Here is a 20,028-nt window from a genome sequence, read left to right on the forward strand (position 1 = left end):
GCGGCCCTTGAGCGAAGTGGACAAGGGCGAGCTGTGGGAAAAGGACCGGCTCAGGCAACTCGCGGACGATACGGCGGCGTTTGTCCGACATTTCCGCCCGAACTGGGACTTACGCACGATTACCGGCGAAAAGGCGCTGCGCGATGTTCAGGTGTTTGTCCGCGACAGTTTGAACCTGGCGCACTGGAACCTGCCGAGCGACAACGCGGTGGTCAAGAAAATACTCAGAGACGCGGTGGCATCCGGTCGGCTCGTGCCGGTTGTGAACCGCGAATATCGGGGCCTGCCGCGCGTAGCCCAGCCGAACGCCGCGCCGCAGCGCTGGGCTGCCCCGGTTGGCAGCGGCGGTTACGGATACGCGCCCAAGGTCTTGAATGCCTGGGAATTTGACGCGCTGCGGCGGGCCAATGGTGAGCTTCCCGCACTGGACTCAGGGGGCAGTGTCGTGAATGCGACGCTCGCCCCCCGGCCTGCCTTGGGTCTCCCTGCCACGGCTGACGACGGTTTTGGTTTGCCCGGCTTCGTTGAGTCGGCGGCGGGTGCTTTGATCGGTGGCGGTGACAATGATTCGGGCTGCGCCGACACGGGCGAAGCCGATTTGCTTGATGATAGCGGCGGCGGTTCAGCCCCGCTTGGTGATGCGCAACCGTTCCGACTTGGCGATGATCCAGAAGCCGCGGTCGGTGACGTTGAACAAGATGCAGGGGTATTCCTTACTCCAGCAGAGGAAGCGGAATGCGAAATGCAATATGAAGCAGACATGGCCGAGTGTAGCGCTTACGCTGCGATGAATCGGTCTTCTTGGGGCATATGCAAGGAGCGTGCAATGAACCGCTATGCAAGCTGCTTAAGGGGATTGGGATGAGCAAAAGAGGACCGAGATGTGTGCTGATTACCTACGACGAAGAGGGGCAGCAGATTGAGACATGCACAGTGGACAGAGACATGGTGGCGGCATTGAAAGAGCGGGCGCTTGTTATGCCGTGGTCTCTTGAGGATCGTTCGTTCACACTCGATGATGAATTCGCCAGGCAACTAGGTGGTGCAGCCCTTTTGCTACTTGCCATCAATCAGCCAGAACTTAAGCAATACGTCACAGTGACGCAGCATCAAGAAACACCGCCGGCACACTGACGCGCTGACCTTCCCGACCCTACACTCAGCCGACCTATGGATAGTCGGTTTTTTGTATTGGGCAAATCGAACGTGCCGCTGTTACCGCTGTGAACAAACCTGTGAGCAAACATAACCCACCCATTTTTCCATCATCGGGCGGCGCTGCTCCAGAAGGCCCGCGCGGTGATAGGTAGCTTCAACCCTGTTCGTGATCGTATGCTTGCCGAGGTGACATGCGAAGCGATAGCCATGTGCGCAACGGAGCGCGAAGAGTCACGCGTGGGGAAACCACGATGCGTAGCTTCAACCGGGGAGTGGGGCAGTGTTCCCGAATTGGCGCTGTACAGCGCTTACATGGCCGCACAAAGCAAAAAGCCCAGTCTTTGACTGGGCTTTTTGTTGAAACTTGGTGGTGCCGGAAAGAGGAATCGAACCCCCGACCTTCGCATTACGAATGCGCTGCTCTACCGTCTGAGCTATTCCGGCGTCACATCACAGAAGAAAGATTATAGAAAAGTGGCTCGAAGAATGCAAGCCCTTTCTTCATCTTTTTTATTTTTTTGCTTCGTGGTGATAACGCGTGACGCGCTCGACCTCGTTCTTCGAGCCGAGGAACACCGCGACGCGCTCATGCAGGCTCGTCGGCTGGATGTCGAGAATGCGATCTTCGCCGTTGGTCGCCACGCCGCCCGCCTGCTCGACAATGAACGACATCGGATTGGCCTCGTACATCAGGCGCAGCTTGCCCGGCTTCGACGGATCGCGCTTGTCGGCCGGATACATGAAGATGCCGCCGCGATTCAGGATACGGTGCACGTCCGCGACCATCGAGGCGATCCAGCGCATGTTGAAGTTCTCGCCGCGCGGGCCATCCTTGCCGTCGTTCAGCTCGCCGACGTACTTCTGGACCGGCTCGTACCAGTGACGGGCGTTCGAGGCATTGATCGCGTATTCGCGCGTGTCTTCCGGGATGCGCATGTTGCTCTGCGTGAGCACCCACGAACCGAGTTCGCGATCGAGCGTGAAGCAGTTCACGCCGTTGCCGGTCGTCAGCACGAGCACGGTCTGCGGGCCGTACACGGCGTAGCCTGCCGCGACTTGCTGCGTGCCGGGCTGCAGGAACGATTCCTCGGTGGCCTGCTTGCCGTCCGGGCAGCGCAGCACCGAAAAGATCGTGCCGATCGACACGTTCACGTCGATGTTCGACGAGCCGTCGAGCGGGTCGAACACGAGCAGGTATTCGCCCTTCGGGTAGTTGGCCGGGATCGGGAAGAAGGTTTCCATTTCCTCGGAGGCCATGGCCGCGAGGTTGCCGCCCCATTCGTTGGCGTCGAGCAGGATTTCGTTCGACAGGATGTCGAGGTTCTTCTGCACTTCGCCCTGAACGTTCTCGCTGCCTGCAGTGCCGAGCGCATCGCCGAGCGCGCCCTTGCTGACGTTGAAGCTGATCGCCTTGCAGGCGCGCGCGACGACTTCGATCAACAGACGCAGATCGGCGGGCAGGTTCTTGTGTTCGCGCTGCTGCTCGATCAGGTATTTCGTGAGAGTGGTACGACGTTGCAAAGCCATTGCAGTACTCCGGGGAGCTTGGGGAATAGCGCAATTCTACCCGCTGGGCTGTGACTGCCCGGTGCGCAACGCCGTAAAAATGCCGTAGGCGCACGGCCTGGCGCGCCGGGCAGGGATCGTGGCGGACAAAAGTAATCGTAAAAAGCGCGAAAAAAACGCGAAAAATAGCGCGAAAAAAAGCCGGCCCTGCGACGTTCGCAAGGCCGGCTTGTCGTGACGTATCTAAAGCGTCAGGCCAGGGCTTTTTCCACGATCTCGCGCACGTCGCGCGACTTCACGCGCGCGGCGACCTGTTCGAGCGCGGCGCGCATGGCGTCGCGCAGCGTCGGCGTGAAGCGGCGCCACAATTCGAGATTGCGGGCCAGTCGCGCGGCAACCTGCGGATTGATGGCGTCGAGCGCGATCACCTGTTCCGCCCAGAACGCGTAGCCCGAGCCGTCGGCGGCGTGGAATTGCGCCGGGTTGGCCGCGCAGAAGCTGAAGATCAGCGAGCGCGCGCGGTTCGGATTCTTCAGATTGAAGGCCGGATGGCGCATCAGCGCGCGCACGGTCTCGATCACCGGGCGCTGGCTGGTGCCGCGCTGGGTCGCCTGCAGCGAGAACCACTTGTCGATGACGAGCGGTTCTTGCTCGAAACGCGCATAGAAGTCTTCGAGCGCCTTTTTCGCGTAACCGGCGCCCGTGGCCGCCGAAGCGTTCATCAGCGCCGACAGCGCCGCCGCGCGGTCGGTCATGTTGTTGGCGGCATCGTACTGGGCCGTGGCGAGGCGCACGGCGTCGGCGGGGTCGTCGAGTTCGCTGAGGTACGAAAGCGCGAGATTCTTCAGGCCGCGATGGCCCGCCGCTTCCGGCGTCGGCTCATAGACTCCGGGCGTCAGATTGGCCTGATAGGCCGCGAGCCATTCGGCCTTGAGCGCCGTGGCCAGGCGCTTGCGCACGAACTGGCGCGCGGCGTGCACGGCGGCCGGGTCCGATTCGGCCATCTGTTCGGCGAGATAGGTTTCCGACGGCAGCATCAACGCGAGTTCGCGGAACGACGGCGACAGCGACGGGTCGGTCAGCACGCGGCTGAAGGCCTGCACGAGCGCGTCGTTGGCTTCGAGCGGCTGACCCGCCGAGGCGCGCGCGGCCAGCGCGAGCAGTTCGCGCGTGGCCAGACGCTGACCGGCTTCCCAGCGGTTGAACGGATCGCTGTCGTGCGCGAGCAGGAAGGCGAGTTCATCGTTGCCGTAGTCGTACTCGACGATCACCGGCGCCGAGAAGTTGCGCAGCAGCGAGGGCAGGGGCTTCGCCGCGACATCGACGAAGGTGAAGGTCTGCTGCGTTTCGGTGACTTCGAGCACGCGCGTCGTCGCGCCGAAGGCGCTTTCGCCTTCGAGCTTGAGCGGCAGATCCTGACCGTCCGGGCCGATCAAACCGATCGCGAACGGAATCAGCAGCGGCCCCTTTTGCGTTTCGCGCGCGGCAGGCGAGCTGTTCGCATAGCCTTGCGAAAGCGTCACGCTATAGCGCTTCGCGGCGGCGTCGTAGTGTGTAGTCACGCTCACGCGCGGCGTGCCCGCCTGGCTGTACCAGCGCTCGAATTGCGCGAGGTCGCGGCCATTGGCGTCGGCCATCGCGCGGCGGAAATCGTCGCAGGTCACGGCCTGGCCGTCGTGGCGCTGGAAGTACAGGTCCATGCCCTTGCGGAAGCCGTCGCGGCCAAACAGCGTCTGATACATCCGCACGACTTCCGAGCCTTTCTCATACACGGTCATCGTGTAGAAGTTGTTGATCTCGACGTAGCTCTCGGGGCGCACCGGATGCGCCATCGGGCCCGCGTCCTCGGCGAACTGCATCTGGCGCAGCACGCGCACGTCCTCGATACGCTTGGTCGCGCGCGCGGCTTCGTTTTCGTCGCCGCCCGACATCGCCGCCGAGAACTCCTGGTCGCGGAATACCGTCAGCCCTTCCTTCAGGCTCAGCTGGAACCAGTCGCGGCAGGTCACGCGGTTGCCGGTCCAGTTGTGAAAGTACTCGTGGCCGACCACGGCTTCGATGTTGGCGAAGTCGACGTCGGTGGCCGTTTCGGGGTTCGCCAGCACGTACTTCGTGTTGAAGATGTTGAGCCCCTTGTTTTCCATCGCGCCCATGTTGAAGTCGCTCACGGCGACGATCATGAAGCGGTCCAGATCGAGTTCGAGGCCAAAGCGCGCTTCGTCCCAGCGGATCGAGTGGATCAGCGAATCCATCGCGTGGCGCGTCTTGTCCAGATCGTGCGGCTCGACCCACACCTGCAGCAGCTTTTCCTTGCCCGAACCGGACTGGATGCGCTCTTCCAGCGCGACCAGCTTGCCCGCGACCAGCGCGAACAAATAGCTCGGCTTGCGGAACGGGTCTTCCCACTTCGCATAGTGACGGCCATCGGGCAGGTCGCCTTCGGCGATCAGGTTGCCGTTCGAGAGCAGCACGGGGTACGAGATCTTGTCCGCGCGCAGCGTCACCGTGTAGGTGGACATCACGTCCGGGCGGTCGAGGAACCAGGTGATGCGGCGAAAGCCCTCGGCTTCGCATTGCGTGAAGAAGTTGCCGCTCGACACATAGAGGCCGGAGAGCGTGGTGTTCGCCGCCGGGTCGCATGCGCCCGTGAGCGTGAGCGTGAAGGTATCCGGCACGTTTTCGACCGTCAGGCCATGGTCGTGCGCGCGCACCTGTTCCCAGGGCTGGCCGTCGATGGTCGCGGAGATGAACTCCAGTTGCTCGCCCATCAGTTCGAGATGGGTTGCGTGGTTCGCATCGGGGTTGCGGCGCACGGCAAGCGTGCTCTTGACGATGGTGCGCTCGGGCACGAGATCGAATTCGAGATCGACGGTATCGATCAGGAAGGCGGGCGGCGCGTAGTCTTCGCGGCGGATCACGGTAGGCGTGGCGGTATCGGACATGGTCTCGTGCGGGGAAACGTCGGGTCGTCGGTTCGTGGGATCGGGCGTCAGTCGATTCAGGTGGCCGCCTGCTCGTGCTGTGCCGAAGGCGGCCGGCCGTCCCATTGTACAAAGGCTCGGGCGGCTTGTCCGGAGGGCGGCAGCGGGAGATGGGGCGGCGTCAGCCAGGGGGGCGCCGGTGAGCCGAACTTTCGCGTCGTCGCGCGAGTCAGTATGATCGGACCTGCCGCGTCGCCCGCACCGCATCACGCGTGCCTGCGAAGCCGTTCGGAGCACAAAAGATTCGCTGCAAAATCACAGGGCGACGCCCATCCGACGGAATAAACGCCGTGGCAGATTCGTACCGGATAGGTACCGGAAGGAGCGGCCCCACGACTGCGCTTTCACAACCACTGGCAAGACTGCAAGAGAAGACCATGATGCCCGATCGATGGACCCGCCGCGCCCTGCTGATGCTGGCCGCGCTCGCCGTGACGCTGTCCGGCTGCACTACCTACGTAACGAGCCAGGTGACGGCGTTCTCCGCGTGGGAAGGCGGCAGCGACGCCACGCGCACCTTTGCGTTCACGCGCAACCCCGACCAGCAGCACAGCATCGAACAATCGACCTATGAGAATCTGGTCGCCGATGGTCTCGCGACCCAGGCGTTCCATCAGGTGCCGCTGCCGCAGGCACACTATCTCGTCGGTCTCGCCTACGGCAGCCGCATGGATACGGTGACGGTTGCCCAGCCCGTGTTCTACAACCCCTGGCCGGGTCCGTACTGGGGGCCGTTCAATCCGTGGGGCCCTTGGGGTCCGTATGGTCCGGCCTATGTGAACCAGAGCTATCCCGTCTATTCGCACGTGCTGGCGATCCGCATCACGGACAAGGCGTCGGGCAAGGAGTTGTATAACGTTTCCGCGCGCGCCTCGGGCGACGATCCCTCGCTCGTGCGGGTGATGCCGTACCTGGTGCGCAGCGCGCTCGCCAACTTCCCGTTGCAGAACGGCACCGTCACGCAGGTCAAGCTGCCGCTCGACAAGAACGGCGGGGCGCCGAACGAAGCGCCGGCTGCTCCGGCGGCCGCGATGCCTCCGGCGGCATCTGCTGCCGCACCCGCGAAGTAAGTCGCCAATAAGGGAAAAAAAGCAAAAAAAAGCGCGCCGGACCCGAAGGTCCGGCGCGCTTTGCTTTGGGGGAGACGCTCGTATGAGCGGGCTTACACGGTTTCCCGGCTGTGCACGCGCGCGCCTGCCGCATAGGTCTCGAACACGGCGCGGTCGTCGCCCAGCAGCGCGAACGCGAACAGCAGTTCTTCGAGCGATTCGGCGCGCGCGGTGCGGCGCGCGAGCAGCGGCGTGGCCTGCGGATCGAGCACGACGAAGTCGGCTTCGGTCTGCGGCGCGAGCGTGCCGACCGTGTCGGCGAGATCGAGCGCCTCGGCGGCGCCCGCCGTCGCGAGCCAGAACATGCGCGTGGCGGTCAGATGATGGCCGCCCATGCGCGCGACCTTGTGCGCCTCGTTCATGGTCTGCAGCATCGAGAACGACGTGCCGCCGCCCACGTCGGTCGCCAGCGTCACGGGCATCTGCGACGCGTTGGCCTTGTCGAAGTCGAACAACCCGCTGCCGAGGAACAGGTTCGACGTCGGACAGTGCGCCGCGACCGCGCCGGTGGCGGCCATGCGCTGGCGGTCTTCATCGTCGAGCCAGATGCAGTGGCCGTACACCGCGCGACGGCGCAGGAGTCCGTAACGATCGTAGACGTCCAGATAGCTGCGCTGACGCGGGAACAATTCCTTGACCCACTTCACCTCGTCGGGATTTTCGGCGACGTGGCTCTGGATGAAGATGTCGCCGTGCGCCTTCGCGAGCGCCTCGCAGGCTTCGAGCTGTGCCTCGGTCGAGGTCGGCGCGAAGCGCGGCGTGAGCGCGTACATCTGGCGGCCCTTGTTGTGCCAGCGGCCGATCAGCTCCGCGCTGTCGTCGTAGCCGGTTTGCGGCGTGTCGCGCAGGAATTCGGGGCAGTGACGGTCCATCAGCACCTTGCCCGCGACCATGCGCAGATTTTTTGCCTCGCTCGCCGTGAAGAGCGCATCGGCCGACTGCTTGTGCACCGTGCAATAGACGAGCGCGGTGGTCGTGCCGCTCCTGAGCAGTTCGTCGACGAAGAATTGCGCCGTGTCCTGCGCGACGGCCTCGTTCTCGAAGCCGCGCTCGGTCGGGAAGGTGTAGGTCTCCAGCCACGGCAGCAGGCCCGGCGCGGGCGACGCGATCATGTCGGTCTGCGGGTAGTGGATGTGCGTGTCGATGAAGCCCGGCACGATCAGCTTGTCGCGCAGGTCGTGCACCTTTGCGCCTTCGCTCACGCGGTCCTTGAGCGCCGACCAGGCGCCGGACGCCGCCACGCGGCCGTCCTCGACGATCACGACGCCGTCTTCATGGAACTGCGCCGCATCGGGCGATTGCGCGGGGTCGCCGGTGAACGTCAGAAGTTGTGCGCGAAAAGCCGATTGAGTCATGGGAACATCGTCTCCGAAAAATTCAGGTATGCGGGCGCAGGATGCTTGCGCGCGCCGCTCCTGAACAGGCGGCGCGCAAAAAATGGGCGCGAGCGGCCCCCCGGCCCGGCGCGTGCGCGCGGGGCCCTGGAGGAGGGTATTGCCCGGGCTGAAACGTTCTGCGCGGGTCAGGCCACAGCGCTGCTCCCGTCCTGCGTCCAGTATTGGTCGAGCTTCGCCACCAGCGCGGCGCGCTCCACTGGCGTCACGAACGACGCCTCGAAGCCATTGCGCAGGAGCGTGTACACCTCTTTGTCGTCGAGCTTGAGCGCTTCGACGATCGCGCTGTAGTTCTCGTTGACGTAGCCGCCGAAGTAGGCCGGATCATCGGAATTGATGGTCACGGCGACGCCGTGGTCGAGCAACTGCTTGAGCGTGTGCTGGGTCATGTCGTCGAACACGCAGAGCTTGGTGTTCGAGAGCGGGCAGACGGTCAGCGCGACGCGCGAGTCCGCCAGACGCGTGACGAGCGCCGGGTCCTCGATGCTGCGTACGCCGTGATCGACGCGATCGACCTTGAGCAGATCGAGCGCTTCGTAGATATACGCGGGCGGGCCTTCCTCGCCTGCATGCGCGACGAGCTTCAGGCCCTTGGCACGCGCTTGTTCGAACACGCGCTCGAACTTCGAGGGCGGATGGCCGCGCTCGGACGAATCGAGACCCACGCCGATCATGCGCGGGTAGCGCTCGAACAGCGGCAGCGCGGCGTCCCACGTGGCGAGCGCATCGGCTTCGCTCAGATGGCGCAGAAAGCACAGGATCAGCTTGCTCGTGAGGCCGCGCTTTTCGGCGTCGGCGAGCGCCCGGTCGATGCCCGCGACCACGGTGTCGATCGACACGCCGCGCTCCGTGTGCGTCTGCGGATCGAAGAAAATTTCGGCGTGCACGACGTTGTCCGCGAGCGCGCGCTCGCAGTACGCCATCGTCATGTCGTAGAAGTCCTGCTCGTGCAGCAGCACGCTCGCGCCCGCATAGTAGATGTCGAGGAAGGACTGCAGGTCGGTGAACGCGTAGGCCGCGCGCAGCGCTTCGATCGACTCGTAGGCGAGCTTGACGTTGTTGCGCTGGGCGAGCGCGAAAATCAGCTCGGGCTCCAGCGAGCCTTCGATATGGATATGCAACTCGGACTTGGGCGCGCCGAAGGCTTTCTGGACGAGTGGATTAGCGTGGGTCGTGATGGTCATGATCGGGTCGGTCAAGTGTTCGTGGGACGTCACGCGCAATGGGGCAAATGAGGCAGGGCGGCCGGCGCATGGGCGTGCGCGGCGGCCTCGATCGTCTGCAGCAACTGGGCGGCGGCCGATATCGCGATCACTTCGGGCGACTTGTCGACGATGCCGTCCACGCCGAGCGGGCAGTTCATGCGCGCGATCTGCATCGGGTCGATGCCGCGCGCGGCCAGGCGCTCCTCGAACTGCTTGCGCTTGCTGTGCGAGCCGATCATGCCGAAGAACACGAAGTCGCCGCGGCGCAGGATGCGTTCGGCGAGATCGAGGTCGTGCGCGTGATCGTGCGTCATCACGATGAAGCTGGCGCCGGGCGGCGCTGCCTCGACGGCATCGTCGGGTGCATCGCTGGCGTCGATCGCGACATTGGCCGCGCCAAGCGCCGCGAACGCTTCCGGCGAGGGAAACGCGGCGTCGCGGGCGTCGACCCAGCGCACCCGGCAGGGCAAGGTGCCGAGCACGCGCACGAGCGCCGCGCCCACCTGGCCCGCGCCGAACAGCACGACGGGAAAATCGTTGGGCGCGATCGTTTCGGTGAGCAGCAGCGTGGTTTCCGCGTTGCTTGCGCCGCTGCTACCGGTGTCCCAGAGCAGGCAGTCCGGCGAATCGACGCCCGGCTCCGGTTCCGAGAGCATGACGGCGCTCGCATCCGGATCGGCGGCGATCGTGGCGGTTGAAGCGGCCCCATTGCGCGAGGAGCGGAATGATACGCTACGAACGGTCGATGCGCCTGCCGCAAGCCGGCGCGACAGCGTGGCGAGCCAGCCGAGATCGGCCACATCGAGCCGCTCGAACGCGAGCACGACCGCGCCGCCGCAACACTGGCCGAGGCTCGGGCCCAGCGCCAGGCGCTCCAGACGCCGCGCGTGCGACATCCGCATGCCGTCGCGCAGCACCTGGCGCGCGATTTCGATGGCCTTCCATTCGAGATGCCCGCCGCCGATGGTGTGGCGCGCGGCCTCGCGCGTGACGATCATCTTCGTGCCGGCCTCGCGCGGCACCGAACCCTCGGCGCGCGCGACCGTGACGAGCACGGCGGCGTCGCCGTGCGCGAGCAGTTGCTGAAGATCGGTGACCCAGGCTTGCATCGGGCGGTCCTCCTACGCTGCGGCCGACGAGGCGCACGCGCCCGCCGCGCCGGGCACACGCTGGTTTGCGGCGGAGACAGCCGGGACGTGAGCGGGCGCGCACGCAAGCGGTTTGCTGCGGCAGGCGAAGGGCGCGTCATGCCATTCATGCACGGCGCCACGAAGGACGGATCGGATGGTTTGCGTTGTCATGTGAAACCCAGGAGACATTGCGGATCAGGCGCGCGTTACGCAGGGAGCCGGGGGCAAAGCCCAAGCCGGCCTCGCGCACGTAGATCGCCATCCAGTTGCGAATGTAGCACTGACGGCGCCAGGAAACTATTCCCTGTGAATAATGGGCGTTATGTGACGGCGCCCATGACCGGACGATGAACCATCTGGCCCTTTCGGAAGAGAAATCCCACAACGACGGAGGAAGGGCGCGCCGCCCGCTGACGGAGCGGCGCAGAAAAAAAGGGGGCGACGACCCGCGCGATTTAACGGCGGATGCCGGGCCACGACACCTGACGGCGGCGGTTGCGCCACAGGCTCGCGATCACGGCGAGAAACACGACGACAAACGCCAGCACGGACCAGATCGGCAGAGTGAGGCCGAGGATCGGCGGATAGGTGGTTTCGCACAGGCCTTGCACCTTGAAGACGCCGGGCAGCCAGTGCGCGGGCGGCAGGGCGTCCACGATGGGCTGCAGGGTGTCGAAGCCGCAGCTGAAGCTCGGGAACGCCTGCACCCAGGCGAGGCGCGCCGAGGCGACGATGCCGCCCACCGCCGAAATCACGATCAGCCCTTCGAGCGCGCGCACGCCGCGCCAGCTCGTGAAGCGCGCGCCGAGGAAGGCGAAGACGGCGATCAGAATAAAGAAGTAGCGCGTGAGAATGCACAGCGGACACGGATCCTGGCGCTCGGCGTACTGCATATAGAGCGCGCCGCCCAGCAGCGCGAGACAGATGATGCCGAGCAGGACCAGCAGGCTGCGCTCGCGGCGCAACAGCGCGTTATCGTCGTTCATGTGGTTGGTATTTTCGGGTTGGAGGCGCAGCGGCGCTCTGGAGGGCGGCTGCAACGGCGTGACCGGATTCTAGCGCGAAGGCCGGGCGCAGCGAGAAAGCGCACGGCGGCGCCTGGATCTCGTGCGCCTCTTGCGGCTCTTGCGCCTCGCGCGCGGCACCCTGGCCGACGCCCGGGACGCAGCTCAAGCGCTCAGCGCAGCGGGGCGAGCACGGCTTCGACGCCGCGCCCGATCGCGAGCAGCGCGTCGTCGGCGTACGGCGCGGCGGCGAGCATCAGCCCGACCGGCGCGGCGCCATGGCGGTGCACCGGCAGCGAGAGCGCGCAGGCGTCGAGGAAGTTGAACGCGCTGGGGTTGCGCAGCACGAGCGCATTGGTGCGCGCGAAGACGTCGTCGTCGGCGGCGAGCGGGGCGACAGCGGGCGGCGCGATCGGCACGGTCGGCGCGATCACGACGTCGAAGCGCGACCAGAGCGCGGCCTGCGCCTCTTCCATCACGGCGGCGCGCGCGGCAATCAGGTCGAGATAATCGGCGGCGCTCGCGGACTCGCCCTTGAGGACGCGCACGAGCACGCGCGGATCGTACTGATCGCGATGCCCGGCGATGAGCGCGCGATGCCACGCATACGCTTCCATCGACGACAGGCCGATGCGGTTGATGTCGGCGAAGCGCTCGAACGCGGAAAAGCGCACTTCATTGACGATCGCGCCCGCCGCGTCCAGATGCTTGAGCGCGGTGTCGATGGTGTCGGCTACTTCCGGGTCGATGCCGTCGGTCACGTAGTTCGTCAGCACGCCGATGCGCACGCCTTCCAGATGGCGCACGGCCGGCACGTGGGGCGCCTCGCCCGCAAGGATGCGATCGACTAGCGCGCAGCACGCCACGGTATTGCCGATCGGGCCAAACGAATCGAGCGTCGGGGAGAGCGGCACGCCGCCCGCTTTCGGGATGCGCGCGGCGGTGGGCTTGAAGCCGGTCAGGCCGCAGAACGCGGCGGGAATGCGGATCGAGCCGCCAGTGTCGGTGCCGAGCGCGACGGCGGCCATGCCGTCCGCCACGGACGCCGCCGCGCCGGACGACGAGCCGCCCGCGACGCGCTCGTCGCCTTTCACGCCGCGCTGCCACGGCGAGAGCGGCGTGCCGTAGTGCGGGTTCAGGCCCAGGCCCGAAAACGCGAATTCGCTCATGTTGGTGCGGCCCACCAGCACCGCGCCCGCCCGGCGCAGGCGCGCGACCACGGGGGCGTCGGCGCTGGCGGGCGCCGCGTGGGCGAGCGCCGTGGAACCCGCGCGCGTGACCTCGCCCGCCACATCGAACAGATCCTTGACCGAGACCGGAATGCCCGCGAGCGGCGAGAGCACCGTGCCCGCGGCGCGCAGGCGGTCGTGCGCGTCGGCGGCGGCACGCACGCGCGCGGCATCGACGTGCGTGAAGACGGTGGCGCCCTGGCCGCCGGGTTCCTCGATGCGTTCGAGCGCGGTTTCGGCGAGGGCGCGGCTGGTGGTGCGGCCCGCGGCGAGATCGGCGGCCAGTTGGGCGAGTGGCGGGAAGGGCGTAAAGCCGGGCGAGGGTGTGGCGCAGGAGGTCATGGCGGCGAGGGAATCGAAGGCGGTTCGTTGAACGCGGGCGGCGGGCGGCGCGCGGCTCACAGACTTGCGGTCCGCGCGCGCCGCACCGCGAGGGACACATCATTGTAGAACGCTGGATTTTTCTTGCGCGGACGATTTGGCGTGGCCGGATCATCGGGTAACATTCAGCTATTCGATAGCATTTTGTAAGGATTTGAGCTTATGCATCAGGGAATCGGCTTTATTCAGGATCTGGCAGTCGTGATGGCGATCGCCGGGATCGTCACCGTGCTGTTTCATCGCCTGAAGCAGCCGGTGGTGCTCGGCTATATCGCGGCGGGCGTCATCATCGGGCCGTACACGCCGCCGTTCCAGCTGATCCACGACGAGCAGACCATCCAGACGATGGGCGAACTCGGCGTGGTGTTCCTGATGTTTTCACTGGGTCTCGAATTCAGCCTGCGCAAGCTCTTCCAGGTGGGGGCGACGGCCATCGTCGCGGCCCTATCCGAAATCGTGGTGATGCTCTGGCTCGGCTACGAGATCGGCCGCGCGTTCGGCTGGGCCGCGATGGATTCGCTGTTCCTCGGCGCGATTCTCGCGATTTCCTCGACCACCATCATCGTCAAGGCGCTCTCGGATCTGGGCGTCAAGCGCGAACCGTTCGCGCAGCTCGTGTTCGGCATCCTGATCGTCGAGGATATTCTGGGCATCGCCATGCTGGTGCTGCTCGGCGGCATCGCGCAGACGGGCGAGCTGTCGCCCGGCATCGCCCTCATCACGCTCGGCAAGCTGCTGCTTTTCATGCTGGTTTCGCTGCTGGCGGGCATCCTGGTCGTGCCGCGCGTGCTTGGCTACGTGGCGCGCGTGGGCAGCGACGAGATGCTGCTGGTTTCGGTGCTCGGCTTCTGCTTTGCGTTCTGCCTGCTGGTGGTGAAGCTCGATTATTCGATCGCGCTGGGCGCTTTCCTGATCGGCGCGGTGATGGCCGAGTCGCGGCACCTGGAGCGCATCGAGCACCTGGTCGCGCCACTGCGCGATGCGTTTTCGGCCATCTTCTTCGTGACCATCGGCCTGATGCTCAACCCGCTCGTGCTGGTCGATTACGCCTGGCCGATCGCCGTGATCTCGCTCGCGGTGGTGTTCGGCAAGCTGGTGTCGTGCGGCCTCGGCACCTTTCTCGCGGGCCGCGACGGCCGCACGGCGATGCGCGTGGGCATGACGGTTTCGCAGATCGGCGAGTTCTCTTTCATCATCGCGTCGCTCGGGCTCACGCTGAAAGTCACGAGCGGCTTTCTTTATCCGATCGCGGTGACGGTTTCGGCGATCACGACGCTCACCACGCCTTATCTGATCCGCTTCGCCGATCCGCTGTCACAGCGTCTCGCGCGCGCGATGCCGCCGGCGGTGTCGAACGTGTTCGGCCTGTACAGCCAGTGGCTGCGCTGTCTGATGCCGCGCTCGCAAGGCGAGGGTGGCCCGACGCTCTTTTCGCTCACGCGGCGCATCGTGCTGCAGATCGCCGTGAATCTTGCGCTGGTGTCGGCGATTTTTATCGGCGTGTCGTATGGCGCGCGCTATGCGTCGCCGTTCATCGCGAGCTGGGTGCCCGACGAGCGCATCCAGCGCGTGGTGCTCTGGAGCGCGGCGCTGCTGCTGGCGATGCCGTTTCTCGTCGCCGTGTGGCGCAAGACCCAGTCGCTCGCGCTGCTGCTGGCCGAAGTGAGCGTGCAGCCCGAGAAGGCGGGGCGCTTCACGCGCGCGCTGCGCCACGCGATCGCCGAACTGGTGCCGGCCGTGTCGATGGTTGGCGTGTTCGTGCTGGTGGCCGCGCTCTCGGGCACGATCCTGCCGCCCACGGGCTTTTTGATCGGCGTACTGGTGTGCGCGGCGCTGCTCACGATGCTGTTCTGGCGTTGGTGCGTGAAGATCCACGCGAGTATGCAGATCGCGCTGCGCGAGACCTTCGACGAGCGTCAGGATTCGTAGTCAGGGCGACGCAGGCAGGACGGATGGGTGGCATTGCAGGCGCGGCCAGGGTGACGGAATGTGAGCAATTGTGCAAATGGGTGGCGGCGACATGCGGTGCGACGCATAATCGAAACCCTGTTCATCCGTTTGCGCCCTGCAACGATGTAGCGCGCCCGACCCCACGTCATGAGCGACAACAAGACCGACCGCCCTGAGGTTCCCGACGGCGCAGGCCGTCCCGCCGGATCCGGCGAATCCAGTGCTTCCAGCACTTCCACGGATACCGGCGCAGCTTCCCCTTCTTCTGCTTCCGCGACTTCCCATGCTGGCCAGTCGAGCGCGTCCGGCGAGGCCGCGCAGCGTGCATCGACGGACTCGCCGGAGAGCGCATCGACCGTCACGCCCGATGCGGCAGGGGCCGACAGCTCCGGCGGTGGCACCGACGAAGAGCCGCTGACGGCAAATCCCGCGCCCGCCGCGTCAGCCGCTCCCGGATCCGAAGCCGTTCAGGCCCGCGAGGAAAGCGAGCGCGCTGTTGCGCGTCAGGCCGCCGAAGCCGCCGCCAGGGCAGCCGCGACGGGCGCAGGCAAACCGCAGGTGCCGATCGAAGTCGCCGCCAACGCTGGCCGCGAAGTGCCCGCCCCCGCGTCAGGAGAAGCCCAACCGGCCACGCCCGACGCCGCCGCGCAGGCAACGCCGCCGCAGACGGGCGGCGCTCCGCGTCCGGGCGCGGCCCCCGCGGGATTCGGTCAGGCGCCGGACTTCAGCGCGCACAATCCGCCGCCGCCGGGCGCGTTGCCGCCCGATCCCCCGCGTTATCTGCGTCCGAGCGATTCGGCGTGGTCGGTGCTTGGCCGTATCATCGCGGCGCGCGCGCGGCAGCTGTTCGACCGCGCGGGGCAGCGCATCACGCAGCGCACGTTGCGCATCGGCGTGTCGGCGCGCATCTTTCACCCCGAGCCAGGCGCCCAGGGTCTGCGCGGCAAGACGCTGCAGTATCTCGAGGAGTCGATCGCGCACTGGGTCATGTCGCGCGACGTGATCGTCTTCATGATTCCGACGGTCGGCCATCAGGGCATGCTGCATCCGAGCAATATTCGTCTGCGCGACTATGCAAAGCACCTCGACGGCCTGCTGCTGCAAGGCGGCGCCGATGTCTCGCCGCAAACCTACGCGGAAGTCTCGCCGCGCCCGGAATGGCCCGGCGACCGTGTGCGCGACATGTACGAGCTGGAACTGCTGCACGAATTCGTCGAGTCGGGCAAGCCGGTGCTGGGTGTGTGCCGGGGCTGCCAGCTCATCAACGTGGCGTTCGGCGGCTCGCTTTACCAGGATATCGCCACCGATGTGCCGACGGCCAGCGTGCACGTTAGCGAGCACTACGACCAGCACCGCCACGCCATTACCTTCCCGGAAGGTTCGTCGCTTGCGAGCATGTTTCCGGGGCGGCGCGAAGCCATCGTCAATTCGATCCACCACCAGGCGGTGAAGACGCTCGGCCGCGATCTGACGGTCGAGGCGGTGTCGGCGGGCGATGGCCTGATCGAAGCCGTGCGTTACCGGCGCGCGCCGTTCGTGGTCGGCGTGCAATGGCATCCGGAATTCCATCGCGCGGGTGGGCCTGAACTGCTCGACTGCACGCCGTTGCTCGACAACTTCCTGCGTTCGGCGCGCGAGACGCGCTTCTAACGTTCCAGACGCCACCTCTCCCGCCATTCCAGAAAAAGGGGCCGCCGCCCCTTTTTCTTTTTCTGTACGACTCATCCGTCAATTCCTAGGATTAAGTAGGTGATTTCGGACAAGCAAATCGCAGGTTCTTTTGTTATCCGAAATTAATCGACGTTTATGAGATTTTCGGGCGGCGATAATAAGCGGTTACTCGGAATCCTGAACGGAACAGGCAGTCATGAAGCAATCCATTGTGCTGCGGCGCGCCCTGCTGGCCGCCGCGGTCTCCATTCTCTTGCAGCACGGCGCGCCCGTTTGGGCCGGCACGCCTGCGAGCGATGCCGCGCCGGTGGCGGGCAGTCGTCCGGCGCTCGGCAGCCTGACGCCACAGCCCGCGAATGCCCAGGCGCCCGCGGGCCTGGTCGACGATCAGGCGACAGCGGGTGCATCGCAGGGCGATGTCGCGACGCTGATGCAGCTCATCCACGACGCTCAACTGGTCGAACTGCGCACCACGTATAACGCCAGTTACGGGGCGAGCCTGTTCTTCTATCCGCCCGAAATGACGTACTACGTGGTGCTGTTCCAGGACAAGCATTTCTGGCGCGTGATTCGCTCGCAGGACGATGCGCGCGCGGAATCGATCTATGCAAACTTCGTGCAGCAGACCCAGCGTCTTGCCGAAGTCGAAATCCGCCGCACGCAGATCGAGGCGCAAAAAGCCTTCATCGAGCGGGTGATTGCCATCAACGAAGATCGTGCCCGCCGCCTTCAGGCGGATATCGATGTTGCGCGCACGCAGCAGGCGCGCGTCGACGACTATCAGCGCCAGGCGCAGGGCAGCGCGGCCGCGCTCAATGCCGAGAAGGTCCAGGCGCAAGCGCAGTTGCGCGAGCTGCAAAATCAGGTCGACCAGCTTCAGCGTGAAACGGAGCAGGGTTTGCCTGGATCGCGCCGTTAGGCTGGCCTGAGAAGGGAAGCACACTGCGCTGCTCGCTGGCGGCGCGGTGTGTCGGGATGACGAGTCGAAAGCAGGGAGAAAAAACAGAAAGCCCGGCCATGAGCCGGGCTTTCTGTTATCGGGGACGCCGCGCGGTGGTGAACGGCGATAGACCGGACATTACTTCGCGAAGCGGTCTGGCACCTCGGTCACGCGGCGTTGCGCGACGTGATCGACCCAATCGGTGCTGTCGGTGCTGACCGGGGCGCGGGTGATGGGGCGTGGCTCCGTGCGCGTGCCGGCGTAGGTCGTGAGCGACGGATATTCGTCGCTGGAATTGACTGCGAACTGATGCGGTGAATATTCCGCAGCCTCCGAATACATACCGCGCGTGCGCCGCGTGGGAACGAGCGGCGCACTGGCGTGCGGCGCGAATTCGTGAATTGCATGGTGGTTGCCCACATTGCGCGACGCCCGTGCGCCCGCCCTGGTTTCCTGACGGCGGTTGGCCGTAGCGACGCGTTTTTCGCTGGCAGCCTTGAGCACGGGCGTGATTTGCGCGGGCTTGCTTGCCTGCGTACGCATCGCGAAGTCGGGCCGTTCAGCGGATACCGATGCCGTCGTCGCTTCGACGGACGTTGCAGCGGGAGTCGGTACCGGCGCGGTTTCCTTGCGCGGCACGACAGCGGGTGCCGAGGCGACGACGGGCGTGGCCGTGAGTTTATCGGCGCGTTGCGCTGGAGCGTTTGCAGGCGAGAACGAAGGTGCGAATGGAGGGGCAAGCGTAGCGTCGCGCTGGACAACGACTGCCGAGCCGATCGCGACGCCGTTCTCGTGTCTGGCATCCGACACTACGGCTTGCGGACCCTTGACGACGCCCGACATCGAGCGGTCGTGCAGGGTGCGTTCGTCGGCAAGACGAGTCGACGATTGCGTTGCCGGGTTCGCTGCCGACTTCGCTGCCGGGCTCGCGTTGGCCTTCGAAGCCGGGTTCGCGGATGCAAGCAGCGCGGATTCGCTTTTATCGTCGTGGAATTGCGTGTGGCTGGCGACGATCCAGGCGAGCAACGCTGCGCCGCCGACGGCGACCGCGCTGGCGGTGAGCCTGTGCGAGGGATATGCCGTGAGTCCCGTCTGTGTGCTTTGTGCCCGCTGCGCCGTCTGTGCGCCAGCAGCAGTACGGCCGCCCAGGGCTTCTGCTGCGGCCCGCTGCGCCTGCGCGGCGCTCAGCGCTGCGCCGACGGACGCGGCGACAGGCCGCGGCGGCTCGGCTGCGGTACGGGGCTGGCGATCCCAGCGATACACCCGGCGGAAGGCTTCCGCGCTCAGGCAGATGGTGCGCAGGAACGCCGCGTAGAGCCCGTGCAGTTCGGTGCGCAGGCTGAAATGCGACGGCATCAGTGACCATTCGCGGCCGAATGGCGGTGGGACTCGATTGAGCGGGCGCATGTGCGGCATCGCGAGTGCGCCTTCCACCTGAACTAACGGAAAAGTTGACATGGATCTCTCGCTGCCTTGTTGTGGTGGAACACCAGAACATGGTGGTATTCGAAAGGCGCTCTACGGTTCAGCGCGCTATTCGGGAATCGGATGCGTAGTCTCAAATATTGCAGGGCCGACTCCCGACAATCCATCGGAAACATCTGAAAAGTCGTCGGGGATTGTAGTCGTAATGCGAATGGGGACCGACTTGCGCGCCCGGGACCAGGCGCGAAGCCGGTGGCCTTCCGGCAAAAAATCCGCGCCTAGCTGGCGGCGAGCCGGTACACGTAACGCAGCGCGGTGATGTCGACGCCGCCCATGCGATCCGGCTCGGAACCTGAGAGCTCCCAGCCCTGGCGCTCGTAAAACGCAATGGCCGGCGTATTGCCGTCGAGCACGTACAGATACAACTGCGCTTCGCCCTGGTCGCGCGCCCAGCGCTGCGCGGCCTCCATGAGCCGCTTGCCCACGCCGATTCCCTGATGCGCGGGCAGCGCATGCAGATTGTCGAGCAGCACGCCCCACGGCGATTCGGGCTGGCGCTCGACGCACACGAAGCCGACCGGCGTGGGCGCGGCGCCCGGCGTGGCGAGTTCCGCGATCAGCACGAGGCGGCGCTGAGCGCCCGGCGCTTCCATGCGTGCGCGCCAGTAGGCATCGCGCTCGGCGTTGACTTCGTTTTCGAGGAAGGCGGACGGCAGCAACCGGCGGTAGGTGGCCTGCCAACTGGCGGCGTGCATGGCGGCGAGTAGCGGGGCATCGGCAATCGTGGCCGGTCGCAGTGTGAGGGGCGTGGCAGTAGACATGCGGGGCGTCGATTATGCGGAAAAGGTGCGGCACATCTCCACGCCGGCGAATTCGCCGGAACGGGCTGCATCGATGGGCTATTGTGCATGATAGGCACCCTCATGCGTATCGTCGTAGCTCGTC

14 protein-coding genes, 1 tRNA gene and 1 pseudogene are annotated in these 20,028 nt (G+C 65.7%); 6 read left to right on the forward strand and 10 right to left on the reverse strand.

What is annotated here, in order from left to right:
• A pseudogene (locus B0G62_RS25555) lies at positions 1-865 on the forward strand (hypothetical protein); the annotation flags it as partial.
• Between the two features lie 20 nt (positions 866-885).
• Positions 886-1,134: a hypothetical protein gene (locus B0G62_RS25560; protein ID WP_244193372.1), complete on the forward strand. Its 249-nt coding sequence runs from the start codon at positions 886-888 to the stop codon at positions 1,132-1,134.
• A gap of 392 nt (positions 1,135-1,526) precedes the next feature.
• Here B0G62_RS25560 and B0G62_RS25565 read toward each other — a convergent pair.
• The 3 genes from B0G62_RS25565 to pepN all read right to left on the reverse strand — a co-directional run bounded on the left by B0G62_RS25565 (position 1,527) and on the right by pepN (position 5,606).
• A tRNA-Thr gene (locus B0G62_RS25565) sits at positions 1,527-1,602 on the reverse strand.
• A 66-nt stretch (positions 1,603-1,668) separates the two neighbouring features.
• Positions 1,669-2,685 carry a class 1 fructose-bisphosphatase gene (locus tag B0G62_RS25570; RefSeq protein WP_103706977.1) on the reverse strand — a complete coding sequence of 339 codons (1,017 nt, stop codon included), beginning with the start codon at positions 2,683-2,685 and terminating at the stop codon, positions 1,669-1,671.
• Positions 2,686-2,915: 230 nt separating this feature from the next.
• On the reverse strand, positions 2,916-5,606 hold the full coding sequence (pepN, locus tag B0G62_RS25575; RefSeq protein WP_103706978.1) for an aminopeptidase N: 2,691 nt from the start codon (positions 5,604-5,606) through the stop codon (positions 2,916-2,918).
• Positions 5,607-6,022: 416 nt separating this feature from the next.
• On the opposite strand from pepN, the gene B0G62_RS25580 reads away from it, so the two are divergent.
• Positions 6,023-6,715, forward strand: coding sequence for a DUF4136 domain-containing protein (locus B0G62_RS25580; protein ID WP_103706979.1), 693 nt, complete (start codon positions 6,023-6,025; stop codon positions 6,713-6,715).
• A gap of 92 nt (positions 6,716-6,807) precedes the next feature.
• Here B0G62_RS25580 and guaD read toward each other — a convergent pair whose 3' ends face one another.
• The 5 genes from guaD to B0G62_RS25605 form a co-directional block, all read right to left on the reverse strand.
• Entirely contained in the window at positions 6,808-8,109 is a 1,302-nt protein-coding gene (guaD, locus tag B0G62_RS25585) for a guanine deaminase (protein WP_103706980.1), read from the reverse strand.
• A gap of 167 nt (positions 8,110-8,276) precedes the next feature.
• Positions 8,277-9,332: an adenosine deaminase gene (locus tag B0G62_RS25590; RefSeq protein ID WP_103706981.1), complete on the reverse strand. Its 1,056-nt coding sequence runs from the start codon at positions 9,330-9,332 to the stop codon at positions 8,277-8,279.
• A gap of 29 nt (positions 9,333-9,361) precedes the next feature.
• Positions 9,362-10,462 carry a xanthine dehydrogenase accessory protein XdhC gene (gene xdhC / locus B0G62_RS25595; RefSeq protein WP_103706982.1) on the reverse strand — a complete coding sequence of 367 codons (1,101 nt, stop codon included), beginning with the start codon at positions 10,460-10,462 and terminating at the stop codon, positions 9,362-9,364.
• Positions 10,463-10,938: 476 nt separating this feature from the next.
• Positions 10,939-11,469 (reverse strand): disulfide bond formation protein B, encoded by a 531-nt coding sequence (locus tag B0G62_RS25600; RefSeq protein ID WP_103706983.1) that lies wholly within the window; start codon positions 11,467-11,469, stop codon positions 10,939-10,941.
• Positions 11,470-11,660: 191 nt separating this feature from the next.
• Entirely contained in the window at positions 11,661-13,058 is a 1,398-nt protein-coding gene (locus tag B0G62_RS25605) for an amidase (protein ID WP_103706984.1), read from the reverse strand.
• A gap of 201 nt (positions 13,059-13,259) precedes the next feature.
• On the opposite strand from B0G62_RS25605, the gene B0G62_RS25610 reads away from it, so the two are divergent.
• From B0G62_RS25610 to B0G62_RS25620, 3 genes are all read left to right on the forward strand, one after another.
• The gene (locus tag B0G62_RS25610; RefSeq protein WP_103706985.1) at positions 13,260-15,026 is read left to right on the forward strand and encodes a cation:proton antiporter; all 1,767 of its coding nucleotides are present in this window, start codon (positions 13,260-13,262) and stop codon (positions 15,024-15,026) included.
• A 168-nt stretch (positions 15,027-15,194) separates the two neighbouring features.
• A complete protein-coding gene (locus B0G62_RS25615) occupies positions 15,195-16,697 on the forward strand; it encodes a type 1 glutamine amidotransferase (RefSeq protein ID WP_103706986.1) in 1,503 nt (500 codons plus the stop codon).
• Positions 16,698-16,914: 217 nt separating this feature from the next.
• Positions 16,915-17,637: a DUF2968 domain-containing protein gene (locus B0G62_RS25620; protein WP_103706987.1), complete on the forward strand. Its 723-nt coding sequence runs from the start codon at positions 16,915-16,917 to the stop codon at positions 17,635-17,637.
• Between the two features lie 159 nt (positions 17,638-17,796).
• Here B0G62_RS25620 and B0G62_RS25625 read toward each other — a convergent pair whose 3' ends face one another.
• Both B0G62_RS25625 and B0G62_RS25630 read right to left on the reverse strand, forming a co-directional pair.
• The gene (locus B0G62_RS25625; protein ID WP_146055355.1) at positions 17,797-19,116 is read right to left on the reverse strand and encodes a hypothetical protein; all 1,320 of its coding nucleotides are present in this window, start codon (positions 19,114-19,116) and stop codon (positions 17,797-17,799) included.
• Positions 19,117-19,361: 245 nt separating this feature from the next.
• Positions 19,362-19,904 (reverse strand): GNAT family N-acetyltransferase, encoded by a 543-nt coding sequence (locus tag B0G62_RS25630; RefSeq protein WP_103706989.1) that lies wholly within the window; start codon positions 19,902-19,904, stop codon positions 19,362-19,364.
• Between the last annotated feature and the right edge of the window lie 124 nt (positions 19,905-20,028).

This window comes from Paraburkholderia eburnea (assembly GCF_002917095.1).
In the GTDB taxonomy this organism is placed as follows: Bacteria; Pseudomonadota; Gammaproteobacteria; order Burkholderiales; family Burkholderiaceae; genus Paraburkholderia; species Paraburkholderia eburnea.